The organism is Roseibium aggregatum, assembly GCF_014692675.1.
GTDB classification, from domain to species: domain Bacteria; phylum Pseudomonadota; class Alphaproteobacteria; order Rhizobiales; family Stappiaceae; genus Roseibium; species Roseibium aggregatum_C.
Map to the genome: position 1 here is coordinate 1 of NZ_JABFCZ010000011.1, position 14,040 is coordinate 14,040.

10 protein-coding genes and 1 tRNA gene are annotated in these 14,040 nt (G+C 61.8%); 5 read left to right on the top strand and 6 right to left on the bottom strand.

What is annotated here, in order from left to right; all coding sequences use genetic code 11:
* Nucleotides 1–256: hypothetical protein (locus HK439_RS26690; protein WP_209011722.1), on the top strand; the 256-nt coding region annotated here is incomplete at its 5' end.
* Here HK439_RS26690 and HK439_RS10890 read toward each other — a convergent pair.
* Nucleotides 251–327 (bottom strand) — tRNA-Arg (locus HK439_RS10890). The two genes, HK439_RS26690 and HK439_RS10890, sit on opposite strands and share 6 nt — an antisense overlap.
* Nucleotides 328–372: 45 nt before the next feature.
* Here HK439_RS10890 and HK439_RS10895 point away from each other — a divergent pair.
* Nucleotides 373–1,392 carry a hypothetical protein gene (locus HK439_RS10895; RefSeq protein WP_190291481.1) on the top strand — a complete coding sequence of 340 codons (1,020 nt, stop codon included), beginning with the start codon at nucleotides 373–375 and terminating at the stop codon, nucleotides 1,390–1,392.
* A 74-nt stretch (nucleotides 1,393–1,466) separates the two neighbouring features.
* Nucleotides 1,467–2,873: a M48 family metalloprotease gene (locus HK439_RS10900; protein WP_190291485.1), complete on the top strand. Its 1,407-nt coding sequence runs from the start codon at nucleotides 1,467–1,469 to the stop codon at nucleotides 2,871–2,873.
* Between the two features lie 37 nt (nucleotides 2,874–2,910).
* Here HK439_RS10900 and HK439_RS10905 read toward each other — a convergent pair whose 3' ends face one another.
* From HK439_RS10905 to HK439_RS10925, 5 genes are all read right to left on the bottom strand, one after another.
* On the bottom strand, nucleotides 2,911–3,780 hold the full coding sequence (locus tag HK439_RS10905; RefSeq protein WP_190291490.1) for an RNA polymerase factor sigma-32: 870 nt from the start codon (nucleotides 3,778–3,780) through the stop codon (nucleotides 2,911–2,913).
* 222 nt (nucleotides 3,781–4,002) lie between these two features.
* Nucleotides 4,003–4,593: a CarD family transcriptional regulator gene (locus HK439_RS10910; RefSeq protein ID WP_190291491.1), complete on the bottom strand. Its 591-nt coding sequence runs from the start codon at nucleotides 4,591–4,593 to the stop codon at nucleotides 4,003–4,005.
* A 500-nt stretch (nucleotides 4,594–5,093) separates the two neighbouring features.
* The gene (gene fdxA / locus HK439_RS10915; RefSeq protein WP_190291493.1) at nucleotides 5,094–5,426 is read right to left on the bottom strand and encodes a ferredoxin FdxA; all 333 of its coding nucleotides are present in this window, start codon (nucleotides 5,424–5,426) and stop codon (nucleotides 5,094–5,096) included.
* 197 nt (nucleotides 5,427–5,623) lie between these two features.
* Nucleotides 5,624–6,031 carry an RNA-binding S4 domain-containing protein gene (locus HK439_RS10920; protein WP_419247585.1) on the bottom strand — a complete coding sequence of 136 codons (408 nt, stop codon included), beginning with the start codon at nucleotides 6,029–6,031 and terminating at the stop codon, nucleotides 5,624–5,626.
* Nucleotides 6,032–9,070, bottom strand: coding sequence for a helicase-related protein (locus HK439_RS10925; protein WP_209011723.1), 3,039 nt, complete (start codon nucleotides 9,068–9,070; stop codon nucleotides 6,032–6,034). It lies immediately after the preceding gene.
* 629 nt (nucleotides 9,071–9,699) lie between these two features.
* Here HK439_RS10925 and HK439_RS10930 point away from each other — a divergent pair.
* Both HK439_RS10930 and pyc read left to right on the top strand, forming a co-directional pair.
* A complete protein-coding gene (locus HK439_RS10930) occupies nucleotides 9,700–10,431 on the top strand; it encodes a LuxR family transcriptional regulator (RefSeq protein WP_190291496.1) in 732 nt (243 codons plus the stop codon).
* 151 nt (nucleotides 10,432–10,582) lie between these two features.
* Nucleotides 10,583–14,026, top strand: a complete 3,444-nt coding sequence (gene pyc / locus HK439_RS10935; RefSeq protein ID WP_190291497.1) for a pyruvate carboxylase — start codon at nucleotides 10,583–10,585, stop codon at nucleotides 14,024–14,026.
* Nucleotides 14,027–14,040 lie beyond the last annotated feature (14 nt).

Sequence of the window (14,040 nt, forward strand, 5' to 3'; positions counted from 1 at the left end):
CAGGCTGCACACGTTCTTGCCAAGATCAATTCCAAGTACAAAAATCGACATCGGTCCGTTCCTCTCTACCTCAAATACAGAGCAATCCTATCGGATCGCTCCGGAGAGGGGCGGGCCATCCCATAATCACGGCATGCGGACGGGGTCAAATTTGAGTTTTTTAACGAGCCTGGTGCAGATGGCTTTCGGCACAGATCACCTGCTTAGAGAAAACGCAAAATGTCCGACCCGAGAGAAAGATTTGAAAAATTGGTGACCCCGACGCGATTCGAACGCGTGACCCTCAGATTAGGAATCTGATGCTCTATCCTGCTGAGCTACGGGGCCAGTGAAGGTCCGATTACCATGAAATCCCCGCGGTTGCGAGCCCCGATGGAAAACTCCGGCTGCTTTCCAAGGAAGCTTTTTTCAGGTCCGATCGCCTTCATCTTCGCCTTGCCTTATTTGACAGGTAACCGGATTCTATCGATCGGTGATGCGGGCGGCGGGAAAAGTTTGAGGGATCTGTACAGAAAGACCCCGGCGGCAGGGCGACGGGGCCTTCCTTGGGGAAGGAAGATGACGAGGACGGATAAGCCGGCCGGATGCGGCCGTCGCGTTTCCCTTGTCCTGTGTTTTATCTTTCTGTCTGCCCAAAGCCAGGCGCAGGAAGATCCCGGTCGTGCGGTGAGCCTTTGCGTTGCCGATGCGGCCGAGAGCCTTGAACCCGTGCCGGTAACGGCCGGGGAAGACGCGACCATCTACCGGAGTGCGGCCGGCGAAGGCTTTCTTCTGGCCGATATCATCGTTCCGGACCGCGATGCAGCTGCCCAAGGTCCGTCGGAGGCAGCGGGCACCCGGTATCTCGCCTATCCCGCCGGGCCGGAGAACCGGTGGGGGCTGTCGCCCGCGTGGGTGGTTGCCGAGCGCGGGACTGACCGGGTCCTCGTCCAGCAGGCGCTGTTAAGTTCCGGCAGGGCGCTGGTTGCTCCGGAGCTTGGCTTACCGGACTGTACCGCGGCCCTGAAATGGTCGGAGGCCCTCGCCCGGCGCGCCGATAAGGGTCTGTGGCAAGATGAGAAGGTGCTGAGCACGCGCTATCCGGCAGCCCTTCTGGACCAGGCGGGGCATTATGTCGTGGCGGCGGGCCGCATTGTTTCCCTTGGAATAACGGCGCGTACTCGTTATCTCAATTTCGGGTTCCGCTGGAAAAGTGATTTTACCGTTACCTTGAAAGTGTCGGAAGAAGAGGCTTTCGATGCTGTTCTTGCAAAAAAGGGCGCGCGCGTTGCCGATCTTGAAGGCGCGGCAGTCCTGGTGCGCGGTGTGGTTCAGGTCCGGGACGGGCCCTATATGGAGCTGGCGCATCCGGGTCAGCTCGATGTGATCGATTTCAAGAAGGGTGAAGAGTGACGGGCATCTTCCGAGCAAGGCAGGACAGGAACAAAAGGCAGGGCATTCTCCGCTTCGGTTTTGCGGGTGCGCTCATGCTTGCGGTCGCGGGCTGCCAGCTTCTCGGCGACGGTTCGACGATCGGCACCATCGCGCCGGGGACGCTGAGGCCGAACCTGGCCGCCGATATCGGCGCCCGGGAGCACCCGCACGTGGTCGCCACCTATGGCGGCGTCTACAAGGACCCGGGCGCGGAACGGGCGGTCGCAAGCGTTGTCGGGCGCCTGGTCGAGGCGTCGGAGGATCCTGCCCAGTCCTACAAGATCACAATTCTGAATTCTCCGGCCATCAACGCTTTTGCCCTGCCCGGCGGCTATCTTTACGTGACCCGCGGCCTGCTGGCCCTTGCCAACGACACGTCGGAGATGGCCGCGGTGATTGCCCATGAAATGGCCCATGTGACCTCCAACCACGCCATTCAGCGCCAGCAGCGGGCCGAGGCGCGCGAACTTGCCGACAAGATCCTGTCCAATGTGGTCCAGGACAGCGAGAAGGCGCGCCAGGCGATCATTTCCTCTCAACTTTCCTTCGCCCGGTTTTCCCAGACGCAGGAGCTGCAGGCCGATGCGATCGGCGTGAAAACCCTGGCGAAAGCCGGTTTCGACCCTTACGCCGCGGCGCGGTTCCTGGAGTCCATGAAACTTTATGCGGACTACCAGACGGCGAACGAGGCCAAGTCGAATGCGCCGGACTTCCTGTCGTCTCACCCGTCCACGCCGCAGCGGGTTTCGCTGGCGATCCGGGCCGCCCGGCAGATCGGGGCGCCGGGCATCGGCGAGCGGGACCGGGATGCCTATCTGGCCCGCATCGACGGCATGCTTTACGGCGACGATCCGCTGGAAGGCTTCGTGCGCGGCCGCTCCTTCCTGCACAAGGCGCTTGGCATCGGCTTTACCGTGCCCAAGGGCTATATCATGGAAAATTCGCCGGAAGCCGTGCTTGCCAGCAACGGCGACGGCACCGCCATGCGCTTCGACGGGGCGGATCTGAGCGGGTACGATTCCCTGAGGGACTACATGAATGCCGGCTGGATCAATGGCCTCCTGCCGCAAAGCGTGCGGGAGACGACGATCGGCGGCATTCCGGGCGTGACGGGGGCCGCGATCACCCAGGGCTGGTCGTTCCGGATCGCGGTTCTCAGGATCGGCAAGACCGGCTACCGCTTTATCTTTGCCAGCCGCAACCCGACCGACAGCTTTGGCGCCCAGTTCCACGAAACCATTGAGAGTTTCCGCCAGCTGACGCCGACGGAGCGCGCCCGTTTGCGGTCGCTCAGGATCAAGGTGATCAAATCGAAGCCGGGCGACACGCCGCGCAGGCTGGCGATCGGCATGAGCGGGATCGAGGCCTCCCGCCGCCTGGATTTCTTCTCCATCCTGAACGGATTGGATCAGGACAAGACAATACCGGCGGGCACCTCGATCAAGCTGGTGACCGATTAGCGACCGCGATCATCGAAGATGAAGGCCCGGGCCGTTTTCAGCCGGAATAAGCCATCCGGTCCGGCTGGGACTTCAGAAGCGCTGCCTTCAGCTTTTCCATGGCGCGGCTTTCGATCTGGCGAACGCGTTCCTTGGAAATACCGAGTTTCTCGCCCAGCGATTCCAGGGTTGCCCCGTCCTCGGATAGCCGGCGTTCCCGGACGATTTTCAACTCCCGTTCCGACAGGACGCCGAGCGCGGAAAACAGCCAGCGGCGCCTGCGCTCCGTATCGATGGTGTCGGTGACGATCTCGTCGGGCAGCGGCGCGTCGGAAACCAGGAAATCCTGGCGGTCCGCGCTGGCGCCGTCATTGTCGAGCATCGGCTGGTTCAAGGAGGTGTCCGGTCCGGACAGCCGGGCGTTCATCAGGGCCACGTCGGACTGCTTGACGCCGATGGCGTCGGCAATCTTCTGATGCAGTTCGGAATCGGACATCGTCTGCCGGCTGCCGTTCAGTTTCGCCCGCAGGCGGCGCAGGTTGAAAAACAGCGCCTTCTGCGAGGACGATGTGCCGCCGCGGACGATCGACCAGTTTCTCAGGATGTAATCCTGGATCGAGGCGCGGATCCACCATGTGGCATAGGTCGAAAACCGCACTTCCCGTTCCGGTTCGAACCGGGCCGCGGCCTCCAGCAGGCCGACATGACCTTCCTGGATCAGGTCGCCGAGGGGCAATCCGAAGTTCCGGAACCGGGATGCGACGGCAATGACCAGCCGCATATGGGAGATCGAGAGCCTTTCCAGGGCCTTCTCGTCGCGATTATCCCGCCAGCGCACGGCAAGTTCATGTTCTTCCTCGCGGGAGAGATAGGGCGCTTTCATGGCCGCCCGGACCATTTGACGTCTTTCGCTCAATGAGTTGGACATTGGCCTGCTGCTCCAAGGTTACGCATGGGAGCTTTTACGTCTAAACACGTATATTAGATCAGTTTGGCGCAATTAAGCAGTGCCGTAGCGTGCACAAAGATGTGATGACAGGGGACTTCCCATGAGGTCCCGGATGATCGGAGCCGGGCGCCGGACAAAAAAAGACCCGGCCGAAGCCGGGTCTCGATAGGTCCCTCGAAGGGGAAGCGTTATGCGCGCCTGTCAGGCGGCTGCTTCCTGATCTTCGTCGTCGTCATCCGATGCCTCGGCGGCGGCAGCTGCCTTGAGACGGCTCGGCGATTTCGCAAGATTCTGCTCGATCTGCTTGGTCGCTTCGGTTTCGGAGCACTTGTTGACGGCTGCGATTTCGCGGGCCATGCGATCGATCGCAGCTTCGTAGAGCTGGCGTTCGGAATAAGACTGTTCCGGCTGGTTTTCCGAGCGGAACAGATCGCGCACCACTTCCGAGATGGCGATCAGGTCGCCGGAATTGATCTTGGCTTCGTATTCCTGGGCGCGGCGGCTCCACATGGTGCGCTTGATGCGCGGCCGGCCGCGAACGGTTTCCATGGCCTTCTTGACGACCGCGGGGTCGCCGAGCTTGCGCATGCCGACGGACGCGATCTTGGCGACCGGTACCCGCAGGGTCATCTTGTCTTTTTCGAAGACGATGACCAGAAGTTCCAGGGCATGTCCTGCGACGTTCTGTTCTTCAATGGCAGTGATCTGACCAACGCCATGTGCCGGATAGACAATATGTTCGCCCGTTTTGAATCCCTGACGCTGCGCGGCCTTTTTCGTGCTTGTTGCCATTCCCGTATATTCTCCTGCGCAGTTGCCGGTCGTTTCGACCGAAGATGAGCCGGATGCCCGGCTCCCTGATTTGGTTTCGACACGCAGACCGAACTGGCGATCCTTTGATGGAACGCCTGTTGATGAGTGGCGTGTCTGGGTAGTCAGTCGTTCAATTCCACTATAGAAGTCTGCTCAGTCATACGAAGCGAATGATCCTATTCGCATTCCTGCCCGGAATGCGCGACTGGTTATCTCCGCTGGGGGGAGTTAACGGGTCTTTGAACGACAGTTTGGCATATATAACACAGTCGGACGAAAAATTAAAGTCTTATCGCGGTGCGCAAGAGCGCTGCGCTGCCATGCACAAAATGCAGATCAGCAAAAAACACCTGTTTCCCGGCAGTTTTACCGCCCGATTCAATAAAACTTAAACCGGATCAAATCATCCGCGCCCTGACGAGACCTGTTCGGCCGGACAATCGGCCGCATCCGGCCTCCGGAAATTTCCCGATCCCGCCTCAGGCCGGAGGATTGGGCGAGAAATATTCTTCCAGCTTGTTTTGTTTGCCGTCGAATTCTTCCGCCTCGGGGAGCGGATCCTTCTTTTCCGTGATATTCGGCCATTTTTCCGAATATTCGGCGTTCAACTCGATCCATTTCTCCAGACCCGGCTCCGTGTCGGGAAGAATGGCTTCGGCGGGGCATTCCGGCTCGCAGACGCCGCAATCGATACATTCGTCCGGATTGATCACCAGCATGTTTTCACCCTCGTAGAAACAATCAACGGGGCAGACTTCCACGCAATCGGTGTACTTGCACTTGATGCAATTGTCAGTGACGACGTATGTCATCTCAATCCTCTATAAAGCTCGGCTTCGCCGGTCCGGGACCATGCCGTTCCGGCCTGCTGCGGCGGCACCGGGTGCCGCAACGATGTCGAGGGTTTGGGTAGCTCTTTTATGAATTGAGCGCAAGCGTTGCGCGCTGCGCAAAAAGTCACGGAGCGAAAACCCTTACCCGCATATCCCGTAATGGCGGGATTTTTGTTTCAATCGGTCTCCCGCAGAGTGTCGATTCGCCTGCGATCCCGTTTTGTCGGCCGGCCGGCGCCTGCTTCGCGCTGGCCCGGGGGCGGCGGTGGCGGCGCCTCGCGCGGTGGCGGCGGCGGCGACAGATCCTCGTAAAGTTTCTGCGCTTCGGCAAACGGTCCGCGCCGCGTCCCCAGCGCCGCGACCTTCAAGACGAGCACCCGGCGTTCCAGCGCGATGGTCAGCACATCGCCGATCCGTACCGTCTTGCTGGCGGACGAGATCTTGTCCTTGTTGATCCGGATATGCCCGGAGGTCGCCAGTTTCTGGGCAAGCGTGCGGGATTTCGCGACCCTGGCATACCAGAGCCACTTGTCGACTCTCAGGCCGGCGGAAGGGCCGGCCGGAATGGCTTCGTCACCCGGAATCTACTTCTTTCCCTTGTTGTCCATATCGGCTTTCAGCGCCATGAGGGCTGCGAACGGGGAATTCGGATCGATCGGCTTGTCGCGCTGCGGAGCCTTGTCGCGCCGGCCCTGTCCGCCTTCGAACGGTTTTCCGCCGCGCTGCGGCTTGCCGCTCTTGGCCTTGGGCCCGCCGGGACGTTTCTGTCCGGCGCCCTTTCGGCCTTCGGCGCCGCGCCGGTTGTCCTGGCCACGGCCGCGCGGGCGGCGGTCGGCCCGGCCCGGACGCCAGATCTCGATCGTGACGGTTTCCATCTCGCCGGCTTCGGCCGGCACTTCCGCGGCCGATGTTTCTTCTGCCTGGGCGGTTTCGCCTTCTGCCGCCGGTTCCGCGGGCGCGGCTTCCGGCTCAGTCACGGTTTCGGCTTCGGCCACCGCTTCCGCCGGAGCCTCAGCAACAGCCAGAGCCGGTTCGGCAGCATTTTCAGAAGCTGCGGCTTCCTCGGCAGGAGTTTCGCTGCTTTCGATCGCGGCTTCCGACGCTTCGGCGGTTTCAGCTGCGGTTTCCGCCGGCTGTTCCGTTTCGGCCGGCTTCGGCGCCGCCGGGCGCTGGACTTCGCGGGTCTCTAGACGATAGCCGAGGGATTTCAGCACGGCGGAGAAATCCTCGCCGGCACAGCCGAGCAGGGATGTCATCGCCACGGTCACGGTGAAGCCGCCGCCTTCGGCGATGGCGCCGTCGGGCGGCGCCACTTCCGCATCGAGCGGTTTCCAGGCAATCAGCGGCCGGATCAGGTCGGCGAGCCGTTCCAGAATGTCGATGCGTACGGCCCGCGGTCCGCAGACGCGGAAACCGACAACCTTGTAAAGCGCCTTGTCGATGGTTTCATCGACAGGAATGGAGGTTCGCCCGGACGCCGAAAGCTGCGGCAGTTCCGACAGGCCGTTCATGTCGAGCGAGCCGTGCTTGAGCGCCCACAGCTGGGCCAGAAGCTGGCTCGGCGCGGGTTTCAGGAGAGCCGGGACATAGATGTTATACGCGCCGAAACGGACGCCGAGCTTGCGCAGGGAGGCGCGCATGTCCTGATCGAGCTGCCGGATTTCATCGGCTGCTTCCTGGCGTTCCAGAACGCCGAGACCCTCGACGATGCGGAAGGCGATGCCGCGGGCGAGGCCTTCCAGACCTTCGGCGGCCTTCAGGTCGGTCAGCGGCTTCAACAGGGTCTCGACCTGGGCCTTGACCCAAAGGTCGATCCGTTCCTGGACCTTGTCCCGGGCAGGGCCGGTCAGGTGTTCGTCCGCGAGCAGGAGTACGGTCGGGGTAAGGACGTCCTCGCCGGCGGTCAGCTTGGCGACCGCCTCGCCGCGCCAGCGGATCGATCCGTCTGCGGTCAGGATGAAATCGGCGTTTTCGGACCGGGACAGCCTATCGGCGCGGTTCTCGATTTCCGTCGTCAGGGCCTTTTGCGCGGCGGCGCGCACGGCCTTCTCGTCCTGGCCCTCGGCCGATGAATCGGGTGCAAACCGGAAGCCAAGCAGATTTCCGATGTGCTGACCTTCCACGAGCACATCACCGCTCGATGTAATTTCCGCTTCCAGCATGGCGTTCTCTCTCAAACGTCGCATCAATACACTTGTGCGCCGGTCCACGAACCTTTGTGTCAGCCGTTCGTGAAGGGCGTCGGACAGCCTGTCTTCTATATCGCGCGTCACGCCCTGCCAATGGGCCGGATCGGCCAGCCAGTCGGGACGGTTCGCGACAAACGTCCAGGTCCGGATGTGAGCAATCCGGTTTGCCAATGTGTCGATATCACCATCGGTGCGATCTGCGAAGGCCAATTGACGCGAGAACCAGTCGTCCGCGATCGCTCCGTCCTGCATCAGATGGGTGTAAATCGTGTTCAGCAATTCCGCATGATTGGCCGGCGCAATCTTGCGATAATCCGGCACCTGGCACACATCCCAGAGCAATTCGATCGCTTTTGGGCCCTTTGCCATGTCCTGAATGAGGGAATCGCGCAAAAGGTTTTCAAGTGCGGTGATGTCCTCACTGATGGGCGCGCGTGCCAGACCCTCCTCGTTCGGCGGCCTGTCGAGCGTCCGGCGCAAGGCTGCCGTGGATGAAAAATCCAGATGACTGTTGCGCCATTGCAGCACTTTCAGGGCGCCGAAATGGTGATTTTCGATCTGTTCGATCAGATCGTCGTCCAGCGGATCGACCCGGCCGGTGACGCCGAAGGTGCCGTCGCGGGTGTGCCGGCCCGCGCGGCCCGCGATCTGGCCCATCTCCGCGGCGGTCAGCTGACGGTACTGATAGCCGTCGTATTTGCGGTTGCCGGCAAAGGCGATGTGGTCGACATCCAGATTGAGCCCCATGCCGATGGCGTCGGTCGCCACCAGGTGCTCGACATCGCCGTTCTGGAACAGCTCGACCTGGGCATTGCGGGTCCGGGGGCTGAGGGAGCCGAGAACGACCGCCGCGCCGCCTCTCTGGCGGCGGATCAGCTCGGCGATGCCGTAAACCTCGTCGGAGGAAAAGGCGACGATGGCGGACCGGGGCGGAAGGCGCGACACTTTCTTGGAACCGGCATAGGCCAGGACGGACATGCGCGGCCGGGTGACCACGTTCAGCCCCGGGATCAGCTTTTCCAGAAGCGGGCGGACCGTCGCCGCCCCCAGAAGAAGCGTCTCGGAGCGTCCGCGCAGGTTCAGGATGCGATCGGTGAACACGTGCCCCCGGTCCAGATCGCCGGCAAGCTGGACTTCGTCGATGGCGACAAACTCCGTGTCCAGATCGAGCGGCATGGCTTCGACGGTGGACACGAAGAACCGGGCGGACTTCGGCAGGATCTTCTCTTCGCCGGTGATCAGAGCGACGGCGTCGGTGCCGGCACGCTCCGCGATCCGGCCATAGACTTCCCGCGCCAGCAGGCGCAGCGGCAGGCCGATCAGACCGGACTTCTGTGCCAGCATGCGCTCGATGGCCAGATGGGTCTTGCCCGTATTGGTCGGCCCGAGAACCGCGGTAACGGTTTTCGAACGGGCTGCTGGCGGGAGCGGCATGTTGTGAGGACGGGGCATTTGGCGAGAGATGAGGTTTTGTCTGTATCGCGGGCCGCCATGGCCCGACCGGAATAACCTGCGCGGTCTAGCACAAGCGTCCGCCGCCTGTCCCGTGTCTTTTTTCATGACCGTGAATCCCGGATATCGGCCCTTGAGGCCGCTCGGAGCAGGCCAAAAAGAACGACTCCAGAACAAAACTCGACCGAATCGGCGACTCGCGCGGATTCAGGATTCGTTCTCTACGACATCTGGTTTGCGGGTGACCGGACGATACAAAATGCTGAATCTGGCCAAGGAGTTAGGCGAATCGGAGGTGGTTTCCGGTTCGGCTTGAAAATTCTGTCAATCATGGATATTCCGTAAATGGAAATACAATAATAAATACATTGGCGCTTAACGACTGGACGAACTGGGAACAGAACCGAGACGAATCACCTAATTTCCGGTGTTTCATATTTGTTCTTACCAAATCTGGTGATTTCGAATAGTTGCTATCAACATTTTGATCTGGAAAGACCCCGGTATTGGACGTTGAAATTGGCCGGTTAAGGCAATTGTATCTTTATGGGGCAGCGGGATGCGCCTCCGATCGCGGCATGAAGAAATCCGCGGAATTTTCGGAGCGTTGAATGCAAAACGAATCTTTATACAAGGCGTTTGCGTTCGCGGAAAAGGTGTCCGGCCGCAGTAATGTGGAGTCCGCAACGGCGGACCTGTCCGACCTGGCGGGAGATTACGGGCTTTCATCCTTTGCGCTGGCGACCTTTAGCGGGCCGGGTTCGATGACTGCGCCCTATATCCTGTCATCCGGATGGGATCCGGAGTGGGAAAACCGGTACCTCGGAAAGAACTATGTTCTGCATGACCCGGTTATCGCGAGAGCGAGGCGGAGTGCGAGACCGTTCGTGTGGGCCGACACCCGCAACGATCACGATGTGACGCCAAAGGGCCTTCGGATCCTCGACGAGGCGCGAGCCTTCAAGATGAATGACGGTGTCCTGATCCCGGTGCACGGACCGCGCGGCATGATCGGGTCCCTGACTTTCGGCGGGGACAGGGTGGATCTGGCTCCTGACGATTTCCGGGCGCTTCATCTGGCCGGAATGTGCGCCTATTCCCATGTCCTGGAGCTTGCGAAACCGCAATTTCCTCAAGGCAGTGCCGGCGCCGGGCTCACCGCCCGGGAAACGGAATGCCTGAAATGGTGTGCCGCGGGCCTGACCAGCGGAGACATCGCCGACAGGCTCGGGATTTCAAGGCATACGGCGGACTGGTACCTGAAAGAGGCGTCGCGCAAGCTCGGCGCGGCCAACCGCACCCATGCGGTCGCCCTGGCTTTCCGGTGCGGACTTATAGGGTAAGGCTCTGACTTATATGGCCTTTCGTTCCGGTTGCGGCATCACGGAAACCGGCGCGGCGGGATGCGCACTTCTAAATCGATATAAATCGCAGTAGAAAGCAGGTCCGGCTTCTTGCCGCACTGCAACGTAACCTGCCGTGGGAGGACAGTTTTTGGCAATCAGCAAGATTCTCGTCGCGAACCGCTCCGAAATCGCAATCCGCGTGTTCCGGGCCGCAAACGAACTCGGTCTGAAGACCGTCGCCATCTTTGCCGAGCAGGACAAGCTGGCCCTGCACCGCTTCAAGGCGGACGAGGCCTATCAGGTCGGACAGGGTCTGGGACCTATCGAAGCCTACCTGGCGATAGACGAGATTATCCGCGTTGCCAAAACCGCGAAGGTCGACGCGATCCACCCGGGCTACGGCTTTCTGTCGGAAAGCCCGGAATTCGCCGAAGCCTGCGAGGAAGCGGGCATCATCTTCATCGGGCCTAAGCCGGAGACCATGCGCCGCCTCGGCAACAAGGTGGCCGCGCGTAATCTTGCGATCGACGCCGGTGTTCCGGTCATGCCGGCGACCGACCCGCTGCCGGACGACATGGACGAGGTGAAGCGGCTTGCGGCCGAGATCGGCTATCCGGTGATGCTGAAGGCGTCCTGGGGCGGCGGCGGCCGCGGCATGCGCGTCATTCCCGATGAAGCCACGCTGATGCGCGACGTGGTGGCTGCCAAGCGCGAGGCGCGGGCCGCCTTCGGCAAGGACGAGATCTACCTGGAAAAGCTGGTCCAGCGGGCCCGTCACGTGGAAGTCCAGATCCTCGGCGACGGCCAGGGCGGACTGGTGCATCTGTTCGAACGCGATTGTTCCATCCAGCGCCGGCACCAGAAGGTCGTCGAACGGGCGCCCGCACCCTATCTGGACGAAGCCAAGCGCCAGGAACTGTGCGGCTACGGCCTGAAAATCGGCCGCGAGGTGAACTATCGCGGCGCCGGCACCATCGAGTTCCTGATGGATGCCGATACGGGTTCCGTCTACTTCATCGAGGTCAATCCGCGGGTCCAGGTGGAACACACGGTGACGGAGGAAGTCACCGGCATCGACATCGTCAAGGCGCAGATCCAGATCGCGGGCGGGGCGAAGATCGGAACGGCTGAAAGCGGCGTGCCGGTCCAGGACAACATCCGCCTGAACGGCCATGCGCTGCAGTGCCGGATCACGACGGAAGATCCGGAGCAGAACTTCATTCCCGATTACGGCCGGATCACCGCCTATCGGGGCGCGACCGGGTTCGGCATCCGGCTCGACGGCGGCACCGCCTATTCCGGGGCGGTGATCACCCGTTATTACGATCCGCTTCTGGAAAAGGTGACGGCCTGGGCGCCGACGGCGGAGGAAGCCTGCAAGCGCATGGACCGGGCGCTGCGCGAATTCCGTATCCGCGGTGTCGCGACCAACCTGGTGTTCCTGGAAAATATCATCGACCACCCGGATTTCCGGGCAAATTCCTATACGACCCGGTTCATCGACGACACGCCGGAGCTTTTCGAACAGACCCGCCGCAAGGACCGCGCGACCAAACTCCTGACCTATATCGCCGATGTCTCGGTGAACGGTCATCCGGAGACCCGCTCAAGGGCCCGCCCTCCGAAGGACACGGCCCTGCCGGTCGTGCCGGTCTACGGCGACGACAAGCCGGAGGGCACCCGGCAGCTTCTCGACCGGCTCGGCCCGAAGGGTTTTGCCGACTGGATGAAGGCCGAGACCCGGACACTGGTGACCGACACCACCATGCGCGACGGCCACCAGTCCTTGCTTGCGACCCGCATGCGCACCCATGACATCGTGCGGATCGCCGATGCCTATGCATCCGGCCTGCCGCAGCTGTTTTCGCTTGAATGCTGGGGCGGGGCGACCTTCGACGTCGCCATGCGCTTCCTGACCGAAAGCCCCTGGGAGCGGCTGCGGCTGATCCGGGAAAAGGCGCCGAACATCTTGTTACAGATGCTTCTGCGCGGCTCCAACGGCGTCGGCTACACCAATTATCCGGACAATGTGGTGAAGTTCTTCGTCGCCCAGGCGGCGGAAAACGGCGTGGATCTGTTCCGCGTGTTCGACTGCCTGAACTGGGTGGAGAACATGCGGGTTTCCATGGACGCAGTCATTGAAGCGAACAAGCTGTGCGAGGGCGTGCTCTGCTACACCGGCGACATGCTCGACAGCGCCCGGCCGAAATACGATCTGAAGTACTACGTCAGCCTGGCCAAGGAGCTCGAGGCGGCCGGCGCGCATATCCTCGGCATCAAGGACATGGCCGGGCTCTTGAAGCCGGAAGCGGCACGGATGCTGGTCACGGCGCTGAAGGACGAGACCAGCCTGCCGATCCATTTCCACACCCATGATACGTCGGGAATTTCGGCTGCGAGCGTTCTGGCCGCCGTCGGGGCCGGCGTCGATGCGGTGGATGCGGCGATGGACGCGCTCTCCGGCCTGACCTCGCAGCCCTGCCTCGGCTCGATCGTGGAGGCCCTGCGCGGCGGTCCGCGCGATACGGGGCTGGATCCGCAGACCATTCGCGAGATTTCCTTCTACTGGGAAGCGGTGCGTAGCCAGTATCGGGCGTTCGAAAGCGATCTGCGCTCCGGCGCCTCTGAGGTCTACCTCCATGAAATGCCCGGCGGCCAGTTCACCAACCTGAAGGAACAGGCACGCTCGCTGGGGCTGGAAACCCGCTGGCACGAAGTCGCCCAGGCCTATGCGGATGCAAACATGATGTTCGGCGATATCGTCAAGGTGACGCCATCGTCCAAGGTCGTCGGCGATATGGCGCTGATGATGGTCAGCCAGGGACTGACCGTGGCTGATGTCGAGGATCCGGCCAAGGACGTGGCCTTCCCGGATTCGGCGGTAAAGATGCTGCACGGCGATCTCGGCCAGCCGCCGGGCGGATGGCCGAAGAAGATCCAGGACAAGGTGCTGAAGGGCGAAAAACCGATCACGGTGCGTCCGGGCTCCCTGCTGGATGAGGCTGACCTGGAAGCGGAGCGGGAGAAGGCGGCGAAAGCCACCGGGCGTGACATGGATGACGCGGATCTTGCCGCCTATCTCATGTATCCCAAGGTTTTCACCGACTTCGAAAAGGCGCAGCAGCAATACGGTCCGACCTCGGTCCTGCCGACCCCGGTCTATTTCTACGGGCTGGAAGCGGGCGACGAGATCCTGGTCGACCTGGAGCCGGGCAAGACGCTGGTCGTCCGGTGTCAGGCATTCGGCGAGACGGATGAGAAAGGCGAGCAGAAGGTCTTTTTCGAGCTCAACGGTCAGCCTCGGATCATCAAGGTTCCGGATCGGGCCCATGGTGCGGCGGGGTCTGCTGCCATGCGCAAGGCGGAAGACGGCAACGAAGCCCATGTCGGTGCACCGATGCCGGGGGTCATCTCCACGGTCGCCGTCAAGCCGGGGCAGACCGTGTCCGCCGGCGACGTGCTCTTGTCGATCGAGGCCATGAAAATGGAAACCGCCCTCCATGCGGAGCGCGACGGGACCATCGGTGAAGTGCTGGTATCGCCCGGAACGCAGATCGACGCCAAGGATCTTCTGGTCGTCTATTCGGGCTGATCCGAAATCGGGTC

Excerpts from the sequence above, each read along its gene's own strand:
- HK439_RS10895 (WP_190291481.1), top strand. The coding sequence starts at position 373 with ATGGAAAACTCCGGCTGCTTTCCAAGGAAGCTTTTTTCAGGTCCGATC.
- HK439_RS10900 (WP_190291485.1), top strand. The coding sequence starts at position 1,467 with ATGCTTGCGGTCGCGGGCTGCCAGCTTCTCGGCGACGGTTCGACGATC.
- HK439_RS10905 (WP_190291490.1), bottom strand. The coding sequence starts at position 3,780 with ATGTCCAACTCATTGAGCGAAAGACGTCAAATGGTCCGGGCGGCCATG.
- HK439_RS10910 (WP_190291491.1), bottom strand. The coding sequence starts at position 4,593 with ATGGCAACAAGCACGAAAAAGGCCGCGCAGCGTCAGGGATTCAAAACG.
- fdxA (WP_190291493.1), bottom strand. The coding sequence starts at position 5,426 with ATGACATACGTCGTCACTGACAATTGCATCAAGTGCAAGTACACCGAT.
- HK439_RS10925 (WP_209011723.1), bottom strand. The coding sequence starts at position 9,070 with ATGCCGCTCCCGCCAGCAGCCCGTTCGAAAACCGTTACCGCGGTTCTC.
- HK439_RS10930 (WP_190291496.1), top strand. The coding sequence starts at position 9,700 with ATGCAAAACGAATCTTTATACAAGGCGTTTGCGTTCGCGGAAAAGGTG.